The organism is Achromobacter xylosoxidans (assembly GCF_002192695.1).
Taxonomy (GTDB): domain Bacteria; phylum Pseudomonadota; class Gammaproteobacteria; order Burkholderiales; family Burkholderiaceae_B; genus Achromobacter; species Achromobacter xylosoxidans_C.
Map to the genome: position 1 here is coordinate 170,004 of NZ_MTLG01000082.1, position 26,289 is coordinate 196,292.

The following is a 26,289-nucleotide window of genomic DNA, read 5'->3' on the forward strand; positions in this document are numbered from 1 at the left end:
GCGGCGGTGGCGGGTAAGGGTCAGATCCGGTTCAGGTCGGGAAAGGGGCGCACGGGATCCTTGCCGTCCCAATCCCGGGCGCTGTCGCGGATCAGGTCGAACAGGCGGCCCTTGGGGCCGGCGACTTCGGACAGCTCGATCACGGTGCCGGGGTGGTATTCGGTGTCGAAGTAGATGAAGCGGCCTTTCTCGCCCACTTCGCCGCTCATCTTGGGCTTGAAGCCCTGCGCCAGCAGGCGCTCCAGGTCGGCGTCGTAGCTTTCGGTCCAGTACGCCACGTGCTGCAGCCCGGTGCGGCCGGCCTGCAGGAAGTCGCGGTACATGGAGGGCACGTCGTTGCGGGTCTGGATCAGTTCGACCTGCACGAAGCCCGAGTTGGCCAGCGCCACCGAGTTGTGCGGCTCGTGGCTTTCGCCGTCGTACTGGTAGTTGACGATGGGCACGCGCGGGTTGTAGTACCAGGGGCCCACGCCCAGCGTGGCGCTCCAGTAGTCCATGGCGGCTTCGATGTCGTGCACCACATAACCGAGTTGGCGGATTTCGCCCAGAAAACGACTCATGATGGATTCTTTGCGGGAAGAGGTTTGAGGATGTCGGGAGGAAGCGGCCCCGTTGGGGCCGCGGATCTCACAGGAAACCGATGGAGAACCAGGGGAAGGCGGCGACGATCACCAGGCCCACCAGCAGCGCGGCGACGTAGCCCCAGATAGGGCCTATGCCTTCGTTGGGATCGACCCGGCTGATGGCGCAGGCGCCGTAGTAGCCCACGCCGAAGGGCGGCGCGAACAGGCCTATGCCCATGGCGAAGATCACCACCATGGCGTAGTGCACCTCGTGCACGCCGGCCTGCGCCGCGATCGGGAACAGCAGCGGGCCGAACAGCACGATGGCGGGGATGCCTTCCAGCACGCTGCCCAGGATGATGAAGGCCACGATGGACACGGCCAGGAAACCGTAGCTGCCGCCGGGCATGCCGGCCATCAGCTTCGCCAGGTCGCCGGAGAAGCCGGACTGCGTCAGCGCCCAGGCCATGGCCGTGGCGCAGCCCACGATCAGCATGATGGCGCCGGACAGCGAGGCGGTCTCGATCAGCATGGGCTTCAACCTGGCCCAGTCGAAGCGCCGGTAGATCAGCAGGCCGACCAGGGCCGAGTACACGATGCCTATGGTCGAGACCTCGGTGGCGGTGGCCACGCCTTCGACCACCGCGGCGCGGATCACGAAGGGCAGGGCCACGGCGGGCAGGGCGATGACGAAGAAGCGTCCGATCTCGCGGGGGCTGAAGCGCTGCGCCAGGCTCAGGTCTTCCTTGCGGTAGCGCCACCACACCACCGAGCACAGGGCCAGGCCCAGCACCACGGCCGGCAGCAGCCCGCCCGTGAAGAGCGCGGCGATGGACACGCCGGTCACCGAGCCGATGGTGATGAGCACGATGGACGGTGGAATGGTCTCGGTCTGCGCGCCGGTGGCCGACAGCAGCGCCACCAGGTCGCCGGGCTTGGCGCCGCGTTTCTGCATTTCCGGGAACAGCACGGGCGCGATGGCCGCCATGTCGGCGATCTTGGAGCCCGAAATGCCGGACACCAGGTACATGGCGCCGATCAGCACATAGGACAGCCCGCCGCGCACGTGGCCCAGCAGGCTGGCCAGGAACTGGATCATTGCGCGCGCCATGCCGGTCATCTCGATCAGCGAGCCCAGGAAGATGAAGAGCGGCACCGCCAGCAGCATCAGGTGCGACATGCCTTCGTCCAGCCGTCCCACCATCACCACCATGGGGGTGTTGGTGGTCAGGGCCAGGTAGGAGAACGTGGCCAGCGCGAACGAGAACGCGATGGGCACGCCCGAGAACACGGTCGCGGCGACGATGCCCACGAAGAAGATCAGCAGGTTCAGCTTGCCCAGCGTGGCAAAGAGGGGCTGCGCCACCCAGAACAGCGCGACGACCGCCGCGGCTCCCGCCAGCGCCGCCAGCATCTGCGGCGCGGTCTGCGTGCGCAGGAGGCGCAGCAGCGCCACCACCGTCATCAGCCCCATGCCCACCGGAATCGCGGCGGCGCGCCAGGCGTTGCTGAGTTCCAGCGCGGGCGTGATGATGAAGTGCTCTTCATGCGCGTATTCCACGGCGGGCGCCAGGATCAGCGCCAGGAAGGCCAGCGAGGCGGCCAGCGCCAGCGTTTCCAGCTGGGCGCGGCGCGCGGGGCTGACGTTGTTGACCAGCGCCGTCATCCGCATGTGTTCGCCCCGCCGCAGGGCGACCACCGCGCCCAGCATGGACAGCCACAGGAACAGGATGGACGCCAGCTCGTCGGACCAGACCAGCGGGCTGTGGAAGGCGTAGCGCGCGACGACGCCCGCGAACAGCACGGCGATCTCGACCAGCACGATGGCCGCGGCCACGTGCTCGACCACGCTGCCCAGCAGCGCGTCGAGCGCGCCGGCGGCGCGGCGCAGAGGGTGGGCCGGCAGCGCCTGCGGCGCGGCGTGGGGAGCGGACAGGGAGGACATGGCGCGTCCTCAGGCCAGCTTGCCTACGGCCTGCTCCAGCAGGGTCCAGGCCTCGTTGCCGAAGCGGCCCTGCCATTCCTTGTAGAAGCCGGCCGCGCGCAATTGCTCGCGGAAGCTGTCGGCCGACGGCTGGTTGAACAGCAACCCCTTGCCCTCCAGGTCCGACTGCACCGAGGCGTTGAGCTTCTTGATGTCTTCGCGCTGGGCCAGGCCGGCCTCGTTGATGCCGCGCGCCACGACGGTCTTCAGGTCCTGCGGCAGGCCTTCCCACATGCGGCCGTTGGCGATGAACCAGTAGCCGTCCCAGATGTGGTTGGTGAGCGAGCAGTATTTCTGCACTTCGTACAGCTTGGCCACCTGGATGATGGGCAGCGGGTTTTCCTGCGCGTCCACCACCTTGGTCTGCAGCGAGGAATAGACCTCGCTGAACTGCAGGCTGGCGGGGGCGGCGCCCAGGCCCTTGAACATCGAGATCGGCAGCGAGCTGACCGGCACGCGGATCTTCAGCCCTTCCATGTCGGCGGCGGACTTGACCGGCGCCTTGCTGCTGGTGGTCTGGCGGAAACCGTTGTCCCACATCTTTTCGAAGGCGTAGAGGCGGCGCTGCGCGATGGCGGCGCGCACATGCGCGCCAAGCGCGCCGTCCATGGCGCTCCAGACCTGGCCATAGTCCTTGAAGGCGAAGCCCACGGCATTGATCGCCGCGACCGGCACCAGGGTCGCGATGACCAGTGCGGACGGGGTGAAGAAGTCGATGCCGCCCGAGCGCACCTGGGCCAGCATGTCGGTGTCCCCGCCCAGCTGGTTGTTCGGGAAGATCTTGATGTCCACGCGGCCGTTGCTTTCCTTGAGGATGCGTTCGGCGGCTTCCTGGGCGCGAATGTTCAGCGGGTGCGTGACCGGCAGGTTGTTGCCGTACTTGAGCGTGTAGTCGGCGGCGCGGGCGATCAGCGGGAAGCCCGAGGTCAGGGCGACGGCGGGAACCGCGCAAAGGCGGCGCAGGGCGCTACGGCGTGTCAGCAGCTTCATGGTTGTCTCCATAATCTTGGTTATGATGTTTTTTGATGTGCCACAACAGCGCCAGTACCATGCGGCAGACTGGACAATAGTGAATCGTTGCCAATATCGTCAAACCTGATTAATGATGGATTTTGATGTGAATCGAATGCCTCCCGAACGCAGGCTGGCGCGCCTGGCCGATGTGGCGGAACGCGCCGGAGTGTCCACCGCCACGGCCGACCGGGTCCTGAACCGCAGGCCGGGCGTGCGCGCCAGCACCGCCCAGAAAGTCTTCAAGGCGGCCATCGAACTGGACTATCTGCCGGAGCAGGAGGTCCGCGCGGCCGCGGCGCCCGAACCCTTGCGGCTGGTGTTCCTGCTGCCGCGCGGCAGCAACCGCTACCTGCGCATGCTGGGCGATACCGTCAGCTATGCGCAGGAGCACTTCGGGCCGCTCAACGCCAGGTGCCAGGTCGAGTACGTGGAGAGCTTCAATCCGGACGCGCTCGCCCAGGCCCTGGCCAAGCACGGCAAGCGCGCCGACGGCATCGCCTTCATGGCGCTGGAGCACCCGGCGGTGCGCGAGGCCGTCAACCTGCTGGCGCAGCAGGGCGTGCCTACGGTGACGCTGATCTCTGACTTGGCCAACAGCGCCCGCGCGGCCTATGTGGGCCTGGACAACCGCGCCGCCGGCCGCACCGCGGGCTATCTGATCGCCCGCTTCATCGGCACGCGCGCGGCGCACGTGGCGCTGATCGCCGGGTCGCGCCACTATCGCGCCCACGAAGAGCGCGAAGGCGGCTTTTTGCAGCTGTACGCCGAACAGTTCCAGGCCATGCAGGTGGTGGACCTGCGCGAAGGCTACGACGACGCGCAGCGCAACTACGAGCAGACCCGCCAGTTGCTGGAGCAGTATCCGCAGCTGGCCGGCATCTACAACATCGGCGGCGCCTCCGATGGCGTGGCGCGCGCGTTGAAGGAGGCCGGGCAGCAGCATCGGGTGGTCTTCATCGGCCACGGCCTCACGCCCGACACCCGCGCGTTGCTGATCGACGGCACCATGGACGCGGTCATCACGCAAAGCCCGATGGAGGCGCTGATGAGCTGCGTGCGCATCTTCTGCAACCTGCGCGACAAGCGCAGCCCGATGAACGGCGTGGAGCTGGCGCGCAGCCAGGTGATCTTCCGGGAAAACCTGCCCTAGGCGGAAAGGTCGGGAGTAACCCTGACTGCCGGGGCGTTATGCAAACTATGCATGAGGCCTGCGGGCGCGGTCCCTATACTGCCTCGCATTCACTCTGACGGCGCGGCGGTTGCAATGGATCTACGTTGGTTCCAGGATTTCCTGACCCTGGCGGAATGCGGGCAGTTCACCACGGCGGCCGAACTGCGGCATGTGTCGCAGTCGGCGTTCAGCCGGCGCATCCAGTCCCTGGAGACCTGGGCTGGCGCCGCGCTGATCGACCGCGGCTGCTTTCCCTTGCGGCTGACGGCGGCGGGCGAGCAGTTCCGTTCCAACGCCGCCGAGATCGTGCGCAAGGTGGTGGATGCGCGCGGCGAGGCCGGAGTCACCGGCCATGACGGCGCAGTCCTCAGGGTCGCCATGCCGCATTGCCTGGCGACCTCGCACTTCCCGGGCTGGTGCGTCCGCTGGAAGGAAGCGAGCGGGGTCGAGTCGCTGCGTCTGCATGTAGGCAATGTGCATGATTCCGTCGAGTGGCTGGCGGCTGGCGTGGTGGACCTGCTGGTGTGTTTTCGCCACGCCGCCGAAGACATACAGCTGGACCCGCAAGCCTATATGCGGACCGGCATGGAGCCCGACTTCCTACGCCTGTTCCGCCCCGCCGCCATGCCGGTGGACGAGACGGCGCTGTACGCCGCCGATTCCCAGGCGCGCTATCCCTATGTGTCGCATGCCCAGGGCGCTTATTTCCGGCGCCTGGTCGACCTGTCTTGCGGCGACCTGCTGCAGCGTCCCGTCCTGCAGCGCGTCTGCGAAACCGATTTCGTCGATGGCGCCCGCACGCTGGTCAGCGCCGGGGTCGGTCTGGCGTGGCTGCCCGAGTCCAGCGCCCGGGTGTCGGTGGACGCCGGGCAGATCGCCGCGATCAAGGACCGGCGCTGCGCCGTCCCGATGCAGATCTGCATGTATGCGCGCCGCCAGGGACCGGCCCAGGAGCCGGTGGAGCGCGTGTTCAACCTCTATACCCAACGTTGACTGGCCGCGCCCGCCACTCCCGCCACGGCCGGGAGACGGGCGCGCTCGGCGGCGAGTCCTGTGCAGCACCCCACAAGTACATGAATCCCAAGGAGAAAAGCATGGCACTTTCCATCAAGACATTGATCGCGGCATTGGCGATTGCGATGGCGGGCCCGGCCGCGGCCCAGCAACTGGACGGCACGCTGAAGAAGGTCGCCGACACCGGCGCGATCACCATCGGCCACCGCGAGACCTCGATTCCGTTTTCCTACTATGACGGCAACCAGAAGCCTGTCGGCTACTCCATCGACATCTGCAATCGCATCGTCAGCGCGGTGCAGGCCCGTCTGAAGCGCAGCGACATCCAGGTGAAGTACCTGCCCGTCACCTCCGCCACGCGCATTCCGCTGATGGGCAACGGCACCATAGACCTGGAGTGCGCCTCGACCTCCAACACGCTGGACCGCCAGCAGCAGGTGGCGTTCTCGGTCACGACCTTCGTCACCGGCAACCGGTTCCTCAGCCAGAAGTCGTCCAAATTGCGCTCCATCGACGACCTGAAGGGCAAGGTCGTGGCTTCGACCTCCGGGACCGCGAACATCCGTCAGATCAACGAACTGAACGAAACGCGGGGCTTGGGCATGCGCGTCGTGCCCGTGAAGGAGCACGCGGAAGGCTTTCTGATGGTGGAAACCGGCCGCGCCGCCGCCTTCGTGATGGACGACATCCTGCTGTACGGCCTGATCGCCAACGCCAAACAGCCGGACCGCTACGAGGTGTCCGACGAGTCGCTGTCGATCGAGCCCTACGCCATCATGCTGCGCCGCGACGATCCGCAATTCAAGGCGCTGGTGGACGACACCATCAAGGCGCTCTATGCCAGCGGCGAGTTCCAGGCCTTGTACGACCGCTGGTACCGCAGCCCGCTGCCGCCCAAGGGCATCAACCTGAACGTGGCCATGAGCGAGGCGCTCAAGCGCGTGGTCGCCACCCCCACCGATTCGGGCGATCCGGCCGCCTACCGCTAGGCCCGGAACCTGCCGCAATACGCCGATGCGCGGCCCCGCCCCGGGGGCTGGGACCGCGCGCGGCCTGATCATCGAGAAAAGCATGGCATATCAATGGAATTGGGGCGTGCTGCTGGCCCCGTCGCCCGATGGCGGGCACACCTATCTGCAAACCCTGCTGGACGGGTTGAGCGTGACGGTCAAGACGGCGGCGCTGGCATGGCTGATCGCGCTGGCGCTGGGCCTGGCGGTCGGGGTGGCGCGCACGCTGCCGTATCGCGGGGCGCGCGCGGCGGCGGCAGTCTACGTGGAAGTGTTCCGGAACATCCCGCTGATCGTGCAGATGTTCCTGTGGTACTTCGTCTTGCCGGAGCTGCTGCCGACGGCGGCCGGCGACTGGATCAAGCAGTTGCGCGACGCGTCCTTTTACACGGCGGCGCTGGCCATCGGCATGTACATGTCGGCGCGCATCGGCGAACAGCTGCGCGCAGGGATCGAGGCCCTGCCCAAGGGGCAACGCAACGCGGGCCTGGCGCTGGGCCTGACCTTGCCCCAGCTGTACTGGCACGTGCTGTTGCCGAATGCGCTGCGCACGGTCCTGCCCACCATGACGTCGGACTGCCTGAACACCATCAAGAACACCTCGGTGGCGCTGACCATCGGGCTGGCGGAACTGACCGCCCAGGCCCATGCGATGCAGGAGTTTTCGTTCCAGGTGTTCGAGGCGTTCCTGACCGCGACCATGGCCTATCTGGCGCTCAACCTGATTGTGATCGTGGTGATGCGGGCGCTTGAGTACAAGCTGCGGATTCCGGGGCGCGCAGCCGGCGGGCGCGTGGCGAAGGGGGGCAGGGCATGACGGATTTCGACCTGCAAGCCATCATCGACGCGTTGCCGTACCTGATCCTGTCGGGCCTGCGCTTTACCCTGCTGCTGACCTTCACGTCGACCGTGGGCGGCGTGCTGCTGGGCACCTTGCTGGCGATTGCGCGGCTGTATGGCGGCCGCCTGCTGGCCTGGCCCGCCACGGTGTACGTGAACCTGTTCCGCTCGCTGCCGCTGGTGCTGGTGATCTTCCTGATCTACTTCATCCTGCCGTATGCGCTGCAGGCGGTCACGGGGGCTGAGCGGCCCATCGTGCTGGGCGCGATGGGGTCGGCGTTCATCACTTTCATCCTGTTCGAGGCCGCGTACTTTTCCGAGATCATCCGGGCCGGGGTGGGGAGCGTGGGGCCAGGCCAGTATGCCGCCGGCAGCGCCCTGGGCCTCACGCACGCGCAGGTGCTGCGCAAGGTGATCCTGCCGCAGGCGTTTCGCAACATGCTGCCGGTGCTGTTGACCCAGGTGATCGTCATCTTCCAGGAAACGGCGCTGGTCTACGTCCTGTCCCTCACGGACTTCCTTGGGGCCGCGACCAAGATCGCGCAGCGCGACAACCGCCTGGTCGAGATGTACATGCTGGTGGCGCTGGTGTTTTTCGTGATCTCGTTCACCGCTTCGCGCGGCGTGCGGGCGTTGCGCGCCCGGATCGGGGCCTGAAGCTGTTTCCATGAGGAGTCTACATACATGATCGAGATCGAACAGGTCGGCAAGCGCTACGGCGATCTGCCGGTGCTCAAGCAATGCTCGCTGCGGGTGCAGCGCGGCGAGGTGGTGGTGGTCTGCGGGCCGTCCGGATCGGGCAAGTCCACGCTGATCAAATGCGTGAACCGGCTGGAACCCTTCGATTCGGGCCGCATCGTGGTGGACGGCACCGACGTCGGCGCGCCCGGCACGGATCTGCCCAAGCTGCGCGCCCGCGTCGGCATGGTGTTCCAGCATTTCGAGCTGTTCCCGCATCTGACGGTGCTGGAGAACGTCTGCCTGGGGCAGGTCAGCGTGCTGGGCCGCAGCCGCGCGCAGGCGCTGGAGAAGGCGGCCGCGCTGCTGGAGCGCGTCGGCGTGGCGGCGCATGGCGCCAAGCACCCGGGACAGCTTTCGGGCGGCCAGCAGCAGCGGGTCGCGATTGCGCGGGCGTTGGCCATGGACCCGGTGGTGATGTTGTTCGACGAGCCGACCTCGGCGCTGGATCCGGAAATGATCGGCGAAGTGCTGGACGTGATGACGGGGCTGGCGCGCGATGGCATGACCATGATGGTCGTCACGCATGAAATGGGCTTCGCGCGGCGCGTGGCCGACCGCGTCGTGTTCATGGAGTCCGGAGAGATCGTCGACGACGCCAGCGCCGAGGCGTTCTTCGGCAACGCCGCGTCGGCGCGCTCGCGCGCTTTCCTGTCCCGCATCATCAGCCACTGATTTCCCTTACCCACACGAACTTCCATGTCCTCCATTTTCCATATCAACGGCAGTCTTGTTCCGGCCGAGCAGGCCGTCATCCCGGCGCTGGACCGGGGCTTTCTTTTCGGCGACGGCGTCTATGAGGTGATCGCGGTGATCGACGGCATGCTGCTGGAGTTCGAGCGGCACGCCGCCCGCCTGGCGCGCAGCCTGGCCGAAGTCGGCATCCGCAATCCGCTGCCGCGCGACACGCTGCTGGCGCGTTGCCGCGAACTGGTGCTGCGCAACGGCTTGCGCGAAGGGTCTGTCTATGTGCAGGTGACGCGCGGCACGGACAGCAAGCGCGACTTCGCCTTTCCCGCCGACGTCGAGCCCACCGTGATGATGTACGTCAGCGAGAAGTCCTTGCGCGTGAATCCGCTGGCGGAATCTGGCGTGCGGGTGGCAAGCGTGCCCGACATGCGCTGGCAGCGGCGCGACATCAAGAGCGTGTCCTTGATCGCCCAGGTGCTGGCCAAGCAGGCGGCGCAGGCCTCGGGCGCGTTCGAGGCGCTGATGGTCGATGCCGATGGCGTGGTGACGGAGGGCTCCTCGTCGAGCGCGCTGCTGGTCGATGCGGAAGGACGGATCGTGGTGCGGCCTTTGTCGCGCGAGATACTGCCGGGCTGCACGCGCGCCGCGGTGCTGGCGCTGGCCGCCAAGCGCGGGGTGGCGGTGGAAGAGCGCAAGTTCACACTGGACGAATGCCGGCGGGCGACGGAGCTGGTGTTGACGTCGGCATTGCACTTCGTGCTGCCGGTCATCGAACTGGACGGCCAGCCCATCGGCACGGGCCGGCCCGGACCCGTGTGCCGCGAGCTGCGGCAGCTCTACATGGAATATGCCCTGGCCTCGGCGCTATAGCGGCGCGCGAGCCATGGCGGGCGTATGATTCCGCATAAGGGCTCGCACCCCGTCCGGCAATGGCCGGCACGCCATTGCCTACCTCGTCGTAGGGTTGCTCTACATCGGCCGCCTGGGCCATTCCGCGGGCGGCCGTGAAGGCGTTGCGCCATGGATCGCTTCCCGTCCGCTGTCCGCCTGAATGGCCCGGACCGGCCCAAGCCAGGCATCAAGGTCCGGTCACCGGCGCGTCACCACGATCTCCAGGTATTCGCTGGGTACCACCATCGTGCCATCGCCAGAGCGGTTATACCGGTCTATCTGCACCATGAGATCGCTGGTCAGCGCGGCTTGCGCCGCCGTATCCAACGCGCCGAACGCCTTGAGCAAGGGGCCGTAGTAGGTCTTGAAGACCTGCAGCCAGTGTTCCGGAGAGCGGTAGCGGAACACGAAGTGACGGGGCTCGGCCTGGATCGACGAGGCGTGCGGACCGAACATTTCGTCGATGCGCGCCCGGGTGCCCCACAGGGCAGGGGACTTGACGCCGGCGGGCGGCGGCAGATGCTTGCCTATGGTCTTGAAGACCTGGCCGATGAAACCGTCAGGCGTCCAGTTGGCCAGGCCGATCTTGCCGCCGGCGCGGCAGACGCGGATCAGTTCGGCGGCCGCCTGGTCCTGGTCAGGGGTGAACATCACGCCGAAGGTCGAGACGACCGCGTCGAATCCGCCATCCGGGAACGGCAGGGCTTCGGCATCGGCCTCCTGGAACTCGATCTTCAAGTGTTCGGCGGCGGCGCGTTCGCGGCCGCGTCCGAGCAGCGCCGGCACATAGTCGGTCGAGACCACGTCGCACCAGCGGCGGGCGGCGGCCAGCGAGGCATTGCCGTTGCCGGCGGCCACATCAAGCACCTTCTGTCCGGCGCGGACATCCAGCGATTCGCACAGCTGTTCTCCTACGATCTGCAGCGTGGTGCCGACAATGGCATAGTCCCCGGAAGCCCAGGTGCCCTGCTGGCGTGTCTTCAAGGCGGCCAGGTCGGGCTGCGCGGAATCGCGCACGGGGCTGGTGGCGAGGGAGGAAATGGACATGGTCTGTCTCCGTTAAAGCTCTGTGTATGCGGCAGCGCGCGATACCGGCCTGCCGGGGAATCGCAACCGGTGTCGCGCAGGCTTGCGCGCACCGTGCTTCCCGGAATCCAAGTTAAGAGCCGGCCATGGAGGCGGGCGTGGTAGCCGGCGTGGAATCGGCCGAGGGTTCGGCCGGCCCCAAGCCGCCGGCCGGTTCCGTCCCCGGCGAGGTCCGGCTGCGCCTGCTCGGACCCATGGCGATCAGCCGGACGGGCGCCACCCTGTCGCTGCCGCCGTCGCGCAAGCTGCGCGCACTGATCGCCTATCTGGCGCTTGCGCCGCATCCCGTGCAGCGCGCGCATCTGTGCGAGCTGCTGTGGGACATTCCGAACGATCCGCGCGGCGAGTTGCGCTGGTGCCTCAGCAAGGCCCGCGCGCTGCTGGACGAGCCCGGCCGGCGCAGGGTGGAGACAGCGCAGGACACGGTCAGGCTGGACCTGGCCGACTGCCATGTCGACGCCATCGAAATCGGCGGCGCGATGCAGCAGGGCATCGGCCAGCGGGACTGCGGGCGGCTGCAAGCGCTGGCCGCGCTGTTTGCGGGTGATTTCCTCGAGGGCCTGGAGATCGACCGCAACCCCATTTTCAACAACTGGCTGACCGCGCAACGCCGGCGCTTGAGGGCCTGCCATGCCGCGGTCCTGGAGCATCTGGCGGCCAGTCTTCCGGCGGCGTCGGGCGAGACCTTCGCCTGCCTGGACAAGTGGCTGCAGCTCGTCCCGTTCGACCGGCGCGCGCACGAGATGCTGCTGGGCTTGCTGGCGCAGCGCGGCCAGTGGCGCGAAGGCGAGGAGCATCTGGCCGCGGCGGTGCGCGCCTTCGAGGCGGACGGGCTGGACTGGCGGCCCTTGCGCGACGCGTGGCGGGAGTTGAGGGGGCGCGCCGGCCAGGCGCCGCGGCTCGAGGCCGCGCCAGCAGAGACGTCCGATGGGCCATCCATGGACGCCCGGGACCGTGCGGGCCGCGCCTCGATCGCCGTGATGCCGTTCGCGGACCGCTCGGCGCAGGCCGGCGTGCGGGGCGGGCTGGCCGATGGCCTGGCCTACGACATCATCACGCGGCTGGCCAAGCTGCGCAGCCTGTTCGTCATCGCCCAAGGCACGGTTTTCGCCCTGGACCAGCGCAACGTGGGCCCGGACGAGGCCGGCCGCACGCTCAACGTGGACTATGTCGTGAGCGGGTCGCTGCAGCGCCGGGACAAGCGCATCGCCGTGAGCGTGGAACTCGTGGAGTCCAGGACCGCGCGCATCGTCTGGGCGGACGTCTACGACCGGGAACTGGACGACGCCTTTCTGGCCCTGGACGAAATCGGCAACCGGATCGTGGCCGCCATCGACCTCGAAATCGAGGCCGCCGAGCGCAACCGCGCCATCCTGAGGCCGCCGAACTCCCTGGACGCCTGGCAGGCCCATCACCGCGGCCTGTGGCATATGTACCGTTTCAACCGGGCCGACAACGAGCAGGCGCGGCACTTCTTCGAGACGGCCTTGCGGCTCGATCCAACGTTTTCGCGGGCCTATGCGGGCCTGTCGTTCACCCATTGGCAGGACGCGTTCCAGCGTTGGGGCGAGCAGGCGCCGGCCATCGATCTGGCGTTCGAGGCCGCTGGCCAGGGCCTGATCGCCGACGACCGCGACCCGGCCGCGCACTGGGCCATGGGCCGGGCGCTATGGCTGCGCGGCAACCAGGACCAGTCCTTGGCCGAACTGGCGCGCGCCGTGGACCTGAGCCCCAATTTCGCCCTGGCGCATTACACCCTGGGCTTCGTCAATTGCCAGTCGGGCGACGCCGAGGCGGCGATAGGCTCGTCCGACCACTCGCGCGACCTCAGTCCCTATGACCCGCTGCTGTTCGGCATGCTGGCCGTGCGCGCGCTGGCGCTGGTGCGCCTGGGCCGGTTCGAGGAAGCCGCCGGCTGGGCGCTGAAGGCGGCGGCCCGCCCCAACGCCCACGTGCACATCCTGGCGATCGCGGCCTGCTGCCTGGCGATAGCCGGCAAGGACGATGAAACCTCCGGCCTGCTGGCCGCGATCCGCAAGACGCATCCCTCGTACCGCGTGGACGACTTCCTGGCGGCTTTCCGCCTGGCCGGGGATGCCGAGGCGCTGTTCCGGGCGGGCGCCCGGCGCATCGGGCTGGGCTGAGCCGGCGGCGGCGCGTCTCAGGCGATCTCCACCGCGTCGCCGTTCAAGCGCGCCCGCCAGGTCCGCAGCCGCTGTTCCGGGTACTGCACGCACGCGCCGTCGGCAAGCCGGAAGTGCTGCTTGTAGAGCGGCGAGGCCACGACAAGTTCACCGCCCACGTGGCCGACGAGGCCGCGGCCGATGACGTTGGCGCCGGACTTGGGGTCGCGGTTCTCCATGGCGTAGACGCCGTTGCCGGCGGCTTGCGGCACGTAGAAGAGGGCGATCTGCGCGCCATCCACCAGCGCCACCACGCCGGAATTGGGCACCAGATCCTGGCGCCGGCATACCGGCCGCCAGTCTTGGGGTTCGCGGATCAGGGCGTCCATCAGGCAATCTCCTCGGCGATGGCGATGACGCGCGCGGGAGCGGGCCGGGGCTGGCCGCGTTCCTGCACGAACTGGATGTCGGGGTCGGCGCCGCGATCGTTGACGAAGGTGCGGAAGCGCTTGAGCTTTTCCGGGTCGTTCAGCGCGTTGGCCCATTCGCATTCGTAGCGGTCGACCACCAGCTGCATCTGCGCCTCCAGCTCCGCGCACAGGCCCAGGCTGTCCTCCAGCACCACCTGCTTCAGATAGTCCAGGCCGCCTTCCAGCGATTCGCGCCAGACCGAGGTGCGCTGCAGCTTGTCGGCGGTGCGGATGTAGAACATCAAGAGGCGGTCTATGGTGCGGATGAGGGCGGCGTCGTCCAGGTCGGTAGCGAACAGCTCCGCATGGCGCGGGCGCATGCCGCCGTTGCCGCAGACGTAGAGGTTCCAGCCGTTTTCGGTGGCGATGACGCCGATGTCCTTGCTTTGCGCCTCGGCGCATTCGCGGGTGCAGCCGGAGACGGCGAACTTCAGCTTGTGCGGCGAGCGCAGGCCCTTGTAGCGGTGCTCGATGTCCAGCGCCATCTTGACGCTGTCCTGCACGCCGTAGCGGCACCAGGTGCTGCCGACGCAGGACTTCACGGTGCGGGTGGACTTGCCGTAGGCATGGCCGGTCTCGAAGCCGGCGGCGATCAGTTCCGCCCAGATGTCCGGCAGTTCATGCAGCTGCGCGCCGAACAGGTCGATGCGCTGGCCGCCCGTGATCTTGGTGTACAGCTGGTACTTCTTGGCAACCGCGCCGATCGCGATCAGGCCGTCGGGCGTGATCTCGCCCGCGGGGATGCGCGGCACCACCGAATAGGTGCCATTCTTCTGCATGTTCGCCATGAAGGTGTCGTTGGTGTCCTGCAGCGGCACCAGGTGGGGGTCCTGGATCGGGCGGTTCCAGCAAGAGGCCAGGATGGAGCCCACCGCGGGTTTGCAGATGTCGCAACCCTGCTGGCCGCGTCCGTGGCTGGCCAGAAGCTCGTCGAAGGATTCGATGCCGTTGACGCGCACGATGGCGTAGAGCTCCTGGCGGGTGTGGGGGAAGTGCTCGCACAGGCTCTTGTCCACGGCCACGCCGCGGCTGGCCAGTTCGTGTTCGACCACCTGCTTCAGCAGGCTGGCGCAGCCGCCGCAGCCGGAAGCCGCCTTGGTGCAGCCCTTGACCGCGGCCAGGTCGGCACAGCCGCCGTCGATCGCGGCGCAGACCGCGCCCTTGCTCACGTTGTGGCAGGAACAGAGGGTGGCGGCGGCGGGCAGCGCATCCACGCCCAGGAGCGGCGCGCCCTGGCCCAGCGGCAGGATCAGGCTGGCCGGGTCCGCGGGCGGCGCAATGCCGTTCTGCACGTATTGCAGCAAGGTGTCGTAATAGCTGTTGTCACCCACCAGCACCGCGCCCAGCACGCGCTTGCCGTCGGCCGACACCACCAGGCGGCGGTAGCCGGCGCCGGCTTCGTCGATGTAGCGGTAGCTGCGCGCGCCGGGCGTGGCGCCGTGGGCGTCGCCGATCGAACCCACGTCCACGCCCAGCAGCTTGAGCTTGGTGGACATGTCGGCGCCGCTGAACGGCTGCTCGCCGCTGCCGCAAAGCGTAGCCGCCACCGTGCGCGCCATCTGGTAGCCGGGCGCCACCAGCCCGAACACGCTGCCGTTCCAGGCCGCGCATTCGCCGATGGCGTAGATGTGCTCGTCGCTGCTGCGGCATTGGTCGTCGATGGCCACGCCGCCGCGCTCGGCCAGCGCCAGCCCGGCCTTGCGCGCCAGCGCGACCTGCGGCCGGATGCCGGCCGAGAACACGATCAGGTCGGTTTCCAGCGGCGCGCCTTCGGCAAAGCGCATGCGGTAGCGGTACTGCGTGCCGGGCTTGATGTCCTGGGTGGCGCGCGACAGGTGCACGCCCACGCCCAGCGCCTCGATGCGCGCCTTGAGCGCCGCGCCGCCTTGTTCGTCCAGCTGCACCGGCATCAGGCGCGGCGCGAATTCGACCACGTGCGCCTCCAGGTTCAGCGACTTCAGCGCATGGGCGGCTTCCAGCCCCAGCAGGCCCCCGCCTACCACCACGCCGCGGCGCGCGCCGTGCGCGGCCTCGCGGATCAGGTCCAGGTCGTCGAGCGTGCGGTACACCAGGCGCGATGCGCCTTCCGCGCCCGCGATCGGCGGCACGAAGGGGTAGGAGCCCGTGGCGAGTATCAGCTTGTCGTAGGCGCTGCGGCCGCGCGCGGTCACGACCTCGCGCTGGCGGCGGTCGATCTCCAGCACCGGCGCGCCCAGGTGCAGGGTCACGCCTTCCTGTTCATACAGCGCCGCAGCGCCCAGCGCCATCGATTCCGCGTCGCGCCCGTTCAGGTATTCGGACAGGTGCACGCGGTCGTAGGCGCGGCGGCTTTCCTCGCCGTAGACGTGGATGCGGTAGCGCGCGAGCGCGCCGCCGGCGATGAGTTGCTCGACGCAATGGTGGCCCACCATGCCGTTGCCGATGACGACGAGGGTCTGCAGAGAATCGGATGAGGCCGCTAGTTTCATGGGATGTCCCCGGGCTTGGGTATTCGGGTTTCAGAAAGCGCAAAGGCGCCCTGGACCTTGCGGTCGGGGCGCCATTGCCGTTACTGCTCTAGTTGTCTCGCCGGCCTTGCGGCCCGCGCATGAACCATCAAGCAAAGTCCATGCCAGGGATGCCGGCGGCCATCGGCGCGGATTGGCGCGCCGGGAGCGTCATAGGGAAAGCGGTCTCAGGAAGGCGTTGGCGGCCGCGTCGCGCGCCGCGCCGCCGAAACCGGCGTGCATCAAGGCGGTGCATATTCCTGTGCGGCGCCGCACCCGTTTGGCGCAGCGCGCCGGTCTAGGCAAACGCCGCCTGGACGGCGGCGAAGGCAGCGGCGACCAGGGGATCCTCGCGGCGGGCGGCCTGGGTGATGAAGGCGAGTTCGGCCTGGATCGCCAGGCCCTTGACCAGCACCAGCCCGCTGGCCTGGGACTCGCGCAGCGCGATGGAGTCGCGCGCCAGCGACAGGCCCACGCCCGAGCGCACCAGGTCCAGCATCGAGGCTTCCTGGTCCACTTCGGCCACGGCGTTGGGCGCGACGCCCAGCGCGTCGAATTTGTCCGACAGCAGCCGGTGGTGCACCGAGTCCGGCGGCGTCCAGATCCAGGGCAGGGCGGCGATCGCCGCCCAATCGCGGCCGGCCACCTGCGCGCCCCAGCCTTTGGGCGCCACGACGAAATAGGCGAAGGAGGCGAGCGGCAGCGCTTCGAGCCCGGCGGGCGCCGCGTCGCGCCCTTGCGGGCCGAGGGAAAAACCCACGTCCAGTTCGCCCGCGCGCACCTGTTTCGCCACCGATCCGGACATGCCGTGGCGCAAGGTGGGGCGGATCTTGGGATAGTGCTCGACCAGGTATTGCAGGGTGGCGCCCAGGCGCAGGAATTCCGGATCGAGGATGGTGCCGATGCGCAGATCGCCCTGGACGGTGTCGCGCAGCGCGCCCAGGGCGCGCTGAAAGTCGTCGAGCGCGTCCAGGATGCGCTGCGCCGAGGGCAGCAGCGCGCGGCCGTCGGCGTTGGGCGCCAGGCCTTGCGCCGTGCGCGAGAACAAAGTCAGGTCCAGCGATTCCTGGAAGTTCTTCAACTGCAGGCTGAGCGCGGGCTGGGTCAGGTGCAGATGCTCGGCCGCGCGCGTCAGGTTGCCCTCGCGGGCGACGGCGGCAAAGGTGCGGATGTGCTTCAGGTCCATGGGGCGGTTCCCGGAGTAAGCGGCCAGCGTTGAAAGGGGCCAAGCATTATTTAAGTTGCTTATAAACCGTTTTTCAACAATTCATTGGACAGTTGCGCGCCGCTGGGCGAGAGTCACGGTAGATGCCCGGCGCGCCGGGTCGGCTCACCCAATCCGGGGGCACACGGCCCCGGCAAGAAGATAAGAAGAGCTTATGGAGACATACGACTACATCATCGTGGGCGCGGGTTCGGCCGGCTGCGTGCTGGCCAACCGCCTGAGCCGCGACCCTGCCGTGCAGGTGCTGCTGCTGGAGGCGGGCGGGAACGACAACTACCACTGGATCCATATCCCGGTGGGCTACCTGCATTGCATCGGCAATCCCCGCACGGACTGGATGTACCGGACCGCGGCGGAACCCGGCCTGGGCGGCCGTTCCCTGATCTACCCGCGCGGCCGCGTGCTGGGCGGCAGTTCATCGATCAACGGCATGATCTACATGCGCGGCCAGCGCCAGGACTACGAGGACTGGGCCGAACTGTCCGGCGACCCGGCCTGGGGCTGGGACCAGGTGCTGCCGGTGTTCAAGCGCAGCGAGGACTACCACCGCGGCGCGGACGAATTCCATGGCGCAGGCGGCGAATGGCGGGTGGAGTCGCAGCGCCTGCGCTGGGACATCCTGGAAGCCTTTGCCGGCGCCGCCGAGCAGGAGGGCATCCCGCGGGTGCAGGACTTCAACCGCGGCGACAACTTCGGCTGCGGCTACTTCGAAGTGAACCAGCGCGGCGGCTGGCGCTGGAATACCTCCAAGGCGTTCCTGCGGCCGGTGCAAAAGCGCGCGAACCTGCGCGTGTTGACGGGCGCGCAGGCCGAGCGGCTGGTGTTCGAGGGCAAGCGCTGCGTCGGCGTGCAGCTGCGCCGCAACGGGCAGGACATCGCCGTGCGCGCGCGCCGCGAGGTGGTGCTGGCGGCCGGCGCCGTCAACACGCCGCACCTGCTGGAACTCTCCGGCGTGGGCGAGCCCGAGCGGCTGCGCGAAAGCGGCATCGCCTTGAGCCATGCGCTGCCCGGCGTGGGCGAGAACCTGCAGGATCACCTGCAGCTGCGCGTCATTATCCAGGTGCAGGGCGTGAAGACGCTGAACCGCATCGCCTCCACCTGGTTGGGCAAGGCCGGCATCGGCCTGGAGTACCTGCTCAAACGCAGCGGGCCGATGAGCATGGCGCCGTCGCAGCTGGGCGCATTCGCCAAGTCCGATCCGGGACAGGCGCGCGCCAACGTCGAATTCCATGTGCAGCCCTTGTCGCTGGGCGCTTTTGGCGAACCGTTGCACGGCTTTGACGCCTTCACGGCCAGCGTCTGCAATCTGCGGCCGACCTCGCGCGGCAGCGTGCATGCGCAGGGGCCGCAAGGCGCGCCTGTCATCACGCCCAATTACCTCAGCACCGATGAGGACCTGCGCGTGGCAGCGGACTCGATCCGCCTGGTGCGGCGGATCGCGGCGGCGCCGGCCTTGCAGCGCTACCAGCCGCAGGAATGGCTGCCGGGGCCGGCGTTCCAGACGGACGCCGAGCTGAGGGAGGCGGCCGGCAAGATCGGCACGACTATCTTCCATCCGGTGGGCACCTGCGCCATGGGGCGCGACGCGGACGGCGGGGCCGTGGTGGACGCGCGGCTGCGCGTCCACGGCCTGGAGGGCCTGCGCATCGCCGACGCCTCGGTGATGCCTTTGATCACGTCGGGCAACACTAATTCGCCGACCATCATGATCGCGGAGCGGGCCGCCGACATGATCCGCGAGGACGCCGCAGGGCGCTGAATCGACCGCGGGCGTGGCAGAAAAGAAAGCCGCCCTTGAAGGGCGGCTTTCTGGCGATGGCATCATCGCGCTCAGCGCAGCGAACGGTACATCTCCTGGCGTTGCGGGTGGGTCAGCATCACTTGCCAGAGCTGGCCCTCGCGCGAGCGGAAGAAGCCGGCGCAACACATCAGGTAGTACTTCCACATGCGGTAGAAGCGGTTGCCGTAGCGCGATTCCAGTCCGGGCCAGGCGCGCTCGAAGTTGTCCCACCAGGCCATCAGGGTGCGGTCGTAGTCGTTGCCGAAGTTATGCCAGTCTTCAATGATGAAGCGGCCTTCCACGGCGGTGGCGATCTCGCGGGCCGACGGCAGTTTGCCGTTGGGGAACACGTAGCGGTCGATCCAAGGATCGGTGCTCTGGCTGGTGGCGGCGATGCCGATGGTGTGCAGCAGGAACACGCCGTCCGGCGCCATCAGGCGCTGCACGTTGCTGAAGTAGGTGTCGTAGTTCTTGGGGCCGACGTGCTCGAACATGCCTACCGAAACCACCTTGTCGAAACTGCCCTGCAGGTCGCGGTAATCCTGCAGCAGCAGTTGCACGGGCAGGCCCTGGACCCTTTCCTGCGCCAGCGCCAGCTGCTCCTTGGACACGGTCACGCCGGTGACCTTGACGCCATAGCGTTCGGCGGCAAAGCGCGCCAGCCCGCCCCAGCCGCAGCCGATGTCCAGCAGCGTCTCGCCTTCGCGCAGCTGCAGCTTGCGGCAGATCATCTCCAGCTTGGCCAGTTGCGCCTCTTCCAGCGTCTGGGCGTTTTCCCAGTAGGCGCAGGAATAGATCATGCGGCTGTCCAGCATGGCCTCGAACACGTCGTTGCCCGCGTCGTAGTGCTGTTCGCCGACCTCGAAGGCGCGGTGCTTGGATTGCAGATTGAACAGCTTGTGGCGCAGGTGCTCGGCGATCAGCTTGACGCGCGCCAGGCCCAGCGCCGCCGACCCCATGTCGGCGCGCAGCAGGCGGGTGAACAGCTCGTCGAGCTGGTCGCAGTCCCATTCGCCGTCCATGTAGGATTCGCCCAGGCCCAGCGACCAGCTGGCGAAGACGCGCTCGTACATATGCTTGTCATGAACCTGTATGTCCCAGGGGCGGTTGCCGTTGATGCGGACATCGGCCCGGGCCAGGATGTCCTGGAGCACTTTGGGCGGTTCGGGGGGAGGGGAACTGAGGGAGGGGTGGCCGGTGGCCAGCGGCGAGGAAGGACTGCTTTGCTGCATACGGACTCCATATCAATTTTGGGATGACTGATCTGGCAATGCTTGAAACTTCCGACTCTGATCCTAACAGGTCCGCAACTCCAATTTAATGATTGGATCGCCTCGATAGGCAACGGCAATTCCGCGATGACAAGGGGTGGAGACGGCGATCCGGATGCCAGGATCGTAGCGACGACCGGGCCGATAGTCCAGAACCAGGCGGTCCCGCTGTTGCGGCGGCGCAGCCCGCAGTCCGATAAGATACCGGCCTGGCGCGCTGCCAGCCGTGGCGCGCAACGACTTGTGGAGTGTATCGATGGTGGACGCCAGCCTGGAACCCCGTTTGGATTTCGTCACATGCGCCAGCCCCGCGGGCCTGCACCGCATGGCCTACTGGGAATGGGGCGATCCGGCCAACGACCAGGTGCTGGTCTGCGTGCACGGCCTGACCCGCAGCGGGCGCGACTTCGATACGCTGGCCCGGCGGCTGGCCGGGCGGTATCGCGTGGTCTGCCCGGACGTGGTGGGACGCGGCCGCTCCGACTGGTTGGCCAATCCCGCGTTCTACACGGTGCCGCAGTACGTCTCGGACATGGTGACCCTGCTGGCGCGCCTGCAGCCGGCGCGGCTGGCGTGGGTGGGGACATCCATGGGCGGGCTGATCGGCCTGGCGCTGTCGGGCGCGGCCGTGTTCGCCCGCGCCATGCTGGCCATGCGTCCGCACGCGGGCATGCTGCCGCCGGAGCAAGGCTTCCATCTCGACAAGCTGGTGCTCAACGACGTCGGGCCGCGGCTGGAGACGGGCGCCCTGGCGCGCATCGGCCAGTATGTGGGCGAGCCCGGCGAGTTCGCGAGCTTCGAAGAGGCGGTGGCCACCATGCGCGCCAACTCCGCCACGTTCGGCCCGCATACCGACGCGCAGTGGGCGGACCTGGCGCGATACCTGTATCCCCAGCAGGGCGATAAATGGGTCAAGCACTACGACCTGGCGCTGTCGCAGGCGCTGGCTGCGCAGACTCCCGAGGAATTGGCGGCCGGCGAGCAGATCCTGTGGCGTTCGTACGATTCCCTGCCGTGCCCCGTGCTGATCGTGCGCGGCGCGCAATCCGACCTGCTGACGCGCGCCACCGTCGAGGAAATGCTCAAGCGCAATCCGCGAGCGCAAGCCCATGAAGTGGCCGGCGTGGGCCACGCGCCCACCTTGATCTCGGACGAGCAGGTGGATCCGGTCGCGTCCTTTCTGCTGTCCTGACCATGCGGTAAACAGGGGACGGCTTGGCGCTATCCACGCTGCCGGGCCTTCTCTACAATAGCTGGATGAACGCGCGCACACTGAACATCGATCTGCACTGCCATTCCACCGTCTCGGACGGCGCCCTTGCGCCGCGCGACGTGGCGCAGCGCGCGCATGCCAACGGCGTGGACGTGTGGGCCTTGACCGACCACGACGAAGTGGGCGGCCTGGCCGAAGCGGCCCGCGCGGCGCGCGAACTGGACATGGACTTCGCCACCGGCGTCGAGATCTCCGTGACCTGGGCCGGCGTGACCGTGCATATCGTGGGCTTGCGCTTCGACCCCGAGAACGCCACGCTGGTCGAAGGCCTGCGCAAGACCCGCTCCGGCCGCGCCGAACGCGCCAAGCGCATCGGCGAACGTTTGGCCGACATGGGCATGCCCGGCGCCTACGAAGGCGCGCTGCCGTTCGCCGGCAACCCCGAACTCATCAGCCGCACGCACTTTGCGCGCTATCTGGTCGAGGCCGGCTATTGCCCCGACGTGCAGACCGTGTTCACCAAGCACCTGGGCGACGACCGGCCCGGCCACGTGCCCATGCAATGGGCCACGCTGGCGGAAGCCGTGGGCTGGATCCGCGGCGCGGGCGGCATCGCCGTCATCGCGCATCCCGGCCGCTACAAGTACACGCCGCTGCAATTCGCCGCGCTGTTCGACGAATTCCTGCAGCTGGGCGGCCTGGGCATCGAGGTCAACACCGGCAGCCATACCCCGGAAGAGGCCCGCTATTATGCGGATGTGGCGCGCCGCTACGGATTCCTGGCGTCGCGCGGTTCGGACTTCCATAGTCCGAAGGAAAGCCGGGTGGACCTGGGCCGCTTGCCGGCGCTGCCGCCCGACCTTAAACCGGTCTGGCACGACTGGTTCTGACGCGGGCGGCGGCCAGGCCGCCTTGCCCTTCAAGCTATCGACTGTGACCGCGCCCGACCGGCGCAACCGCCATGAACAAAGCCTTTGTCAAAGAGTCGGACAACGAGGACGACGACGATCTGCCGCAAGCCCAGGCCTTGCCTGCCGGCACCAAGAACTACATGACGCCCGGCGGCTACGAGCGCCTGCGCGGCGAACTCACGCACTTGATGAACGTGGAGCGTCCTTCTGTGGTGCAGGTGGTGTCGTGGGCCGCGTCCAACGGCGACCGTTCCGAGAACGGCGATTACCTGTACGGCAAGAAGCGCCTGCGCGAGATCGACCGCCGCATGCGCTTCCTGACCAAGCGGCTGGACATCGCCGAAGTGGTCGATCCGGCCGCCCAGCCCAACCGCGACCAGGTCTTCTTCGGCGCCACGGTGCTGTATTCCGACAAGGCCGGCGAGGAACACAACGTGACCATCGTCGGCGTCGACGAGGCCGAGCCGCTGGCGGGCAAGATCAGCTGGATCTCGCCGGTGGCGCGCGCGCTGATCAAGGCCAAGGAAGGCGACACCGTGGTGCTGCGCACGCCGGGCGGGATCGAAGAGCTGGATATCCTGGAAGTTAGCTATCCGGCCTAGCTCGCCGATCGGGCCGGCGGCGGCAATGGCGTTCTGACGCGGCAAAGAAAACGGGCGCCAGCTTGTGGCCGGCGCCCGTTGGTGGGCGGGATCTGACGTCCCTGCCTCGGTTGGCGGCTTGCGCCGCCGTTCCCCTGGGGCTTGCTGCTTGTTCTTGCGCGTTTACTTCTTGCGATTGGCGATCGACTTCTCGGCCAGGTTCACCAGGTCTTCGCCGATCTGCTTCTTCCACTTGTCATAGACGGGCTTGGTGACCTTGACGAAGGCCTCGTGGTCCGCCGGCGACAGCGCGGTCACGGTCACGCCGTGGCCCGCGATTTCCTTCAGCAGCGACGGATCTTCAGGCGTCACGCCCTTGCGCGCGATCACGATCTGCTGCTTGCCGGCATCCAGCGCGGCCTGGCGGACGATGTCACGGTCCTTCTCGGACCATGAATTCCAGACCTCGCGGTTGACCACGAAGATCAGCGGATCGGCCACGTAGTTCCACAGCGTCAGGTACTTCTGGCCGACGGTGTAGAGCTTGGAGCCGGTGTAGATCGACAGGGGGTTCTCCTGGCCGTCCACCGCGCCGCTGGCCAGCGCCGGCTGGGCATCGGCCCAGCTCATCTGCGTGGGGTTGGCGCCCAGCGCGGTGAAGGTGTCGATGTACAGCGGCGAGCCCACCACGCGCAGCTTCTGGCCCTTCATGTCTTCGGGCTTCTTGATCTCGTGCTTGGAGTTGCTGAGCTGGCGGTAGCCGTTTTCGCCCCAGGCCAGCGGCACCACGCCGGCTTTTTCGATCAGCTTGAACATCTCTTTGCCCACGTCGCCCTGAACCAGCGCATCGATGGCGGCGTAGTCGGGCATCAGGAAGGGCAGGGAGAACAGGTTCAGTTGCTTGACCTGCGGCGACCAGTTGATGGTGGAGCCCACGGCCATGTCGATCACGCCCTGGCGGATGGCGGTGAATTCGCGCGTCTGGTCGCCCTGGACCAGCGAGGTGCCGGGATAGACCTTGATGTTGATGCGGCCCTGGGTGCGCTCGCGCACCAGGTTGGACCAGATTTCGGCGCCCTGGCCCCAGGGGAAGGTGGTGCCGACGACGATGGAGAGCTTGTACTCGGGCTTGTAGTTCTGCGCGTGCGCAGGCGCCATGCCGACGACGGCCGCCGCGCACAGGGCCGCTCCGATCAGGTTGCGGAATTTCATGTTGCGTCTCCTCTCTTTGCGTGTCTGTTGTTGTAGTGAACACCGGTACCGCCGGCCTTGGGGTCGCCCCTTGGGGCGTCCCGTTTGGCCCTTTCAATAACCCAGCTTCTTGGGCAGCCACAGCGCCAGTTGCGGGAACACCAGCACCGCGACCAGCACCAGGAACATCGCGCCCAGCAGCCACACCACCCAGCGCACCGTGGATTCCATGGGCACGCGCGCGATGCGGCACGACACCATCAGGTTCACGGCGAGCGGCGGGGTGAACTGGCCCAGCGCCACCTTCAAGGTCAGGATCACGCCGAACCACACCGGATCCCAGCCATAGGCGTTGGCGATGGGCATGAGCAGCGGCACGAAGATCAGGAAGATGGAAATGCCGTCCAGGAACATGCCCACGGTCATCAGCAGCAGGATCAGCAGCGCCAGCACGCCCCATTCGCCCAATCCGGAATTGACGATGGCGTGGGTGATGGGATCGATCACGCTCAAGGTGGACAGGGCCCAGGCGAAGATGCCGGCCAGCGTCACCACCAGCATGATGACGGCGGACAGTTCGGCGGCCTCGCGCAGGATGGTGTACAGGTCGCGCAGCTTGATGGTGCGGTGGATGAACATGCCCACGAACAGGCCGTAGAACACCGCGACCACCGCGGCTTCGGTGGGCGTGAACCAGCCCATGCGCATGCCGCCCAGGATCAGGACGGGCGCGGCCAGGCCCCATGAGGCTTCGCGCAGGCTGGCCCAGAAGGGCGGGCGGGGCAGGTGGGATTCCAGTCCGCCCATCTTGTATTTGCGCGACAGCCAGACCGCCGGAACGATGAGGGCGAAGCCCGCCAGGATGCCGGGGATCATGCCGGCGGCGAACAGCGCGGGCACCGAGGCGCCTGGCACCAGCACCGAGTAGATGATGAAGGCCACCGAGGGCGGGATCAGGATGTCGGTGGCCGCGCCCGCCGCGACCACCGCGGCCGAGAACGAGCCCGGATAGCCGGCGCGCGACATGGCGGTGATCATCACTGCGCCCACCGCGGCCGCGCAGGCCGGGCCGGAACCGGAGATGCCGCCCAGGAACATGGCCACCGCGATCGACACCAGCGGCAGCATGCCCGGGCCGCGCCCGACGATGGCGATGGCGAAGTCCACTAGCCGCTTGGCCACGCCGGAGCGGTCGAAGATCGAGCCCACCAGCACGAACATGGGAATGGCCAGCAGCGGGTACTTGGCCAGGCCGGCGTAGAAGTTCTGCGGCACGGTCAACAGGCCATACCAGGGCGTATCCAGGTTGGACAGCACGATGGCCACGGTCCCGCCCAGGCCCAGGGCCACGCCGACCGGCACGCCGATCAGCATCAGGACGATAAAGACGGTGAAGAGGATGGCGGCGATCATTGCTGACCCTGTCCGGCGGCGCGCCCGCTCTTGGCGATGCGGCGCAGCGTGCCGATGGTGCGCAGCGAGATCGCCGCGGCCATCACGGGCAGCCAGATCGAATACCACCAGGTCGGCACGCCGATGGCGGGCGAGGTTTCTTCGTAGATGTATTCGTCGGCGACCAGCTTCACCGACAGCACGGTCAGCAGCAGGAAGAAGGCCAGCACGCAGCCATTGGAGATCAGGGCCATGATGCGCTGGCGGCGCGGCGAGCCGGAATCCGCCAGGATCTCGATGCGGATGTGGTGGTTGCGCACGAAGGCCACGCTGCCGCCCGCCATGGTCAGCACGATCAGCAGGAACACCGAGATTTCTTCCGTCCAGGCGAAGGACTGGTCGGTGAAGTAGCGCACCAGCACATTCAGGAAGGTAATGATGGCCAGGGCCGCCAGCAGGATCACGGCCAGCCAGTCCTCGATGGCCAGCGGCACTTTGACTGCGGGATCTGATTCTGGGGGAATGATCGGTTCGACAGGCTCGGCGGGGGCTTCGGGGCGGGACATGTGAGGCAACGGCCAGCGCCGGGTAGGCGCCATTCATTTATGGGGTCGCTGCATCCTACCGTTGCGCCGTGGGGCCGGT

Annotated in this window: 23 protein-coding genes; 12 read left to right on the forward strand and 11 right to left on the reverse strand. The window is 67.7% G+C overall.

The window, feature by feature from the left end; genetic code table 11:
- Positions 1-20: 20 nt before the first annotated feature.
- The 3 genes from BRO63_RS18955 to BRO63_RS18965 all read right to left on the reverse strand — a co-directional run bounded on the left by BRO63_RS18955 (position 21) and on the right by BRO63_RS18965 (position 3,537).
- A complete protein-coding gene (locus BRO63_RS18955) occupies positions 21-560 on the reverse strand; it encodes a VOC family protein (protein WP_088141269.1) in 540 nt (179 codons plus the stop codon).
- Positions 561-627: 67 nt separating this feature from the next.
- On the reverse strand, positions 628-2,508 hold the full coding sequence (locus BRO63_RS18960; protein WP_088141270.1) for a TRAP transporter large permease: 1,881 nt from the start codon (positions 2,506-2,508) through the stop codon (positions 628-630).
- Positions 2,509-2,517: 9 nt separating this feature from the next.
- Entirely contained in the window at positions 2,518-3,537 is a 1,020-nt protein-coding gene (locus tag BRO63_RS18965) for a TRAP transporter substrate-binding protein (protein ID WP_088141271.1), read from the reverse strand.
- A 112-nt stretch (positions 3,538-3,649) separates the two neighbouring features.
- Here BRO63_RS18965 and BRO63_RS18970 point away from each other — a divergent pair, with 112 nt between their 5' ends.
- From BRO63_RS18970 to BRO63_RS19000, 7 genes are all read left to right on the forward strand, one after another.
- The gene (locus BRO63_RS18970) at positions 3,650-4,711 is read left to right on the forward strand and encodes a LacI family DNA-binding transcriptional regulator (protein ID WP_088141272.1); all 1,062 of its coding nucleotides are present in this window, start codon (positions 3,650-3,652) and stop codon (positions 4,709-4,711) included.
- 114 nt (positions 4,712-4,825) lie between these two features.
- Positions 4,826-5,725, forward strand: a complete 900-nt coding sequence (locus BRO63_RS18975) for a LysR family transcriptional regulator (protein ID WP_088141273.1) — start codon at positions 4,826-4,828, stop codon at positions 5,723-5,725.
- A 101-nt stretch (positions 5,726-5,826) separates the two neighbouring features.
- Complete coding sequence (locus BRO63_RS18980) at positions 5,827-6,735, forward strand: amino acid ABC transporter substrate-binding protein (protein WP_088141274.1); 909 nt, start codon at positions 5,827-5,829, stop codon at positions 6,733-6,735.
- 82 nt (positions 6,736-6,817) lie between these two features.
- Positions 6,818-7,573, forward strand: coding sequence for an amino acid ABC transporter permease (locus BRO63_RS18985; protein ID WP_088141346.1), 756 nt, complete (start codon positions 6,818-6,820; stop codon positions 7,571-7,573).
- A complete protein-coding gene (locus tag BRO63_RS18990; RefSeq protein WP_088141275.1) occupies positions 7,570-8,253 on the forward strand; it encodes an amino acid ABC transporter permease in 684 nt (227 codons plus the stop codon). The genes BRO63_RS18985 and BRO63_RS18990 overlap by 4 nt, the downstream gene beginning before the upstream one ends.
- 27 nt (positions 8,254-8,280) lie before the next feature.
- Positions 8,281-9,009: an amino acid ABC transporter ATP-binding protein gene (locus tag BRO63_RS18995; protein WP_088141276.1), complete on the forward strand. Its 729-nt coding sequence runs from the start codon at positions 8,281-8,283 to the stop codon at positions 9,007-9,009.
- 24 nt (positions 9,010-9,033) lie between these two features.
- Positions 9,034-9,894 (forward strand): D-amino acid aminotransferase, encoded by an 861-nt coding sequence (locus tag BRO63_RS19000; protein WP_088141277.1) that lies wholly within the window; start codon positions 9,034-9,036, stop codon positions 9,892-9,894.
- Positions 9,895-10,113: 219 nt separating this feature from the next.
- On the opposite strand, the gene BRO63_RS19005 is transcribed toward BRO63_RS19000, so the two are convergent.
- A complete protein-coding gene (locus BRO63_RS19005) occupies positions 10,114-10,962 on the reverse strand; it encodes a class I SAM-dependent methyltransferase (RefSeq protein WP_088141278.1) in 849 nt (282 codons plus the stop codon).
- A 125-nt stretch (positions 10,963-11,087) separates the two neighbouring features.
- Here BRO63_RS19005 and BRO63_RS19010 point away from each other — a divergent pair, with 125 nt between their 5' ends.
- Positions 11,088-13,145, forward strand: coding sequence for a transcriptional regulator (locus tag BRO63_RS19010; protein ID WP_088141279.1), 2,058 nt, complete (start codon positions 11,088-11,090; stop codon positions 13,143-13,145).
- Between the two features lie 17 nt (positions 13,146-13,162).
- On the opposite strand, the gene nirD is transcribed toward BRO63_RS19010, so the two are convergent.
- From nirD to BRO63_RS19025, 3 genes are all read right to left on the reverse strand, one after another.
- Complete coding sequence (nirD, locus tag BRO63_RS19015) at positions 13,163-13,513, reverse strand: nitrite reductase small subunit NirD (protein ID WP_088141280.1); 351 nt, start codon at positions 13,511-13,513, stop codon at positions 13,163-13,165.
- Positions 13,513-16,062, reverse strand: coding sequence for a nitrite reductase large subunit NirB (gene nirB / locus BRO63_RS19020; RefSeq protein WP_088141281.1), 2,550 nt, complete (start codon positions 16,060-16,062; stop codon positions 13,513-13,515). The genes nirD and nirB overlap by 1 nt, the downstream gene beginning before the upstream one ends.
- 316 nt (positions 16,063-16,378) lie before the next feature.
- Positions 16,379-17,266, reverse strand: a complete 888-nt coding sequence (locus BRO63_RS19025; protein WP_088141282.1) for a LysR family transcriptional regulator — start codon at positions 17,264-17,266, stop codon at positions 16,379-16,381.
- A gap of 193 nt (positions 17,267-17,459) precedes the next feature.
- Between BRO63_RS19025 and BRO63_RS19030 the strand changes: the two genes are divergently transcribed.
- A complete protein-coding gene (locus tag BRO63_RS19030) occupies positions 17,460-19,064 on the forward strand; it encodes a GMC family oxidoreductase (RefSeq protein ID WP_088141283.1) in 1,605 nt (534 codons plus the stop codon).
- A gap of 71 nt (positions 19,065-19,135) precedes the next feature.
- On the opposite strand, the gene cfa is transcribed toward BRO63_RS19030, so the two are convergent.
- Positions 19,136-20,317 (reverse strand): cyclopropane fatty acyl phospholipid synthase, encoded by a 1,182-nt coding sequence (cfa, locus tag BRO63_RS19035; protein ID WP_088141284.1) that lies wholly within the window; start codon positions 20,315-20,317, stop codon positions 19,136-19,138.
- 295 nt (positions 20,318-20,612) lie between these two features.
- Here cfa and BRO63_RS19040 point away from each other — a divergent pair, with 295 nt between their 5' ends.
- The 3 genes from BRO63_RS19040 to greB all read left to right on the forward strand — a co-directional run bounded on the left by BRO63_RS19040 (position 20,613) and on the right by greB (position 23,082).
- Positions 20,613-21,548 (forward strand): alpha/beta fold hydrolase, encoded by a 936-nt coding sequence (locus BRO63_RS19040; RefSeq protein WP_088141285.1) that lies wholly within the window; start codon positions 20,613-20,615, stop codon positions 21,546-21,548.
- Between the two features lie 65 nt (positions 21,549-21,613).
- A complete protein-coding gene (locus tag BRO63_RS19045) occupies positions 21,614-22,459 on the forward strand; it encodes a 3',5'-nucleoside bisphosphate phosphatase (protein ID WP_088141286.1) in 846 nt (281 codons plus the stop codon).
- Between the two features lie 71 nt (positions 22,460-22,530).
- The gene (gene greB / locus BRO63_RS19050) at positions 22,531-23,082 is read left to right on the forward strand and encodes a transcription elongation factor GreB (RefSeq protein WP_059373400.1); all 552 of its coding nucleotides are present in this window, start codon (positions 22,531-22,533) and stop codon (positions 23,080-23,082) included.
- Positions 23,083-23,244: 162 nt separating this feature from the next.
- Here the strand turns inward: greB and BRO63_RS19055 are convergent, their stop codons facing one another.
- From BRO63_RS19055 to BRO63_RS19065, 3 genes are all read right to left on the reverse strand, one after another.
- Entirely contained in the window at positions 23,245-24,273 is a 1,029-nt protein-coding gene (locus BRO63_RS19055) for a DctP family TRAP transporter solute-binding subunit (RefSeq protein ID WP_088141287.1), read from the reverse strand.
- Positions 24,274-24,366: 93 nt separating this feature from the next.
- Positions 24,367-25,665: a TRAP transporter large permease gene (locus BRO63_RS19060; RefSeq protein WP_088141288.1), complete on the reverse strand. Its 1,299-nt coding sequence runs from the start codon at positions 25,663-25,665 to the stop codon at positions 24,367-24,369.
- Entirely contained in the window at positions 25,662-26,210 is a 549-nt protein-coding gene (locus BRO63_RS19065) for a TRAP transporter small permease (RefSeq protein WP_179215148.1), read from the reverse strand. Before BRO63_RS19065 ends, BRO63_RS19060 begins: the two co-directional genes overlap by 4 nt.
- Positions 26,211-26,289: the final 79 nt, after the last annotated feature.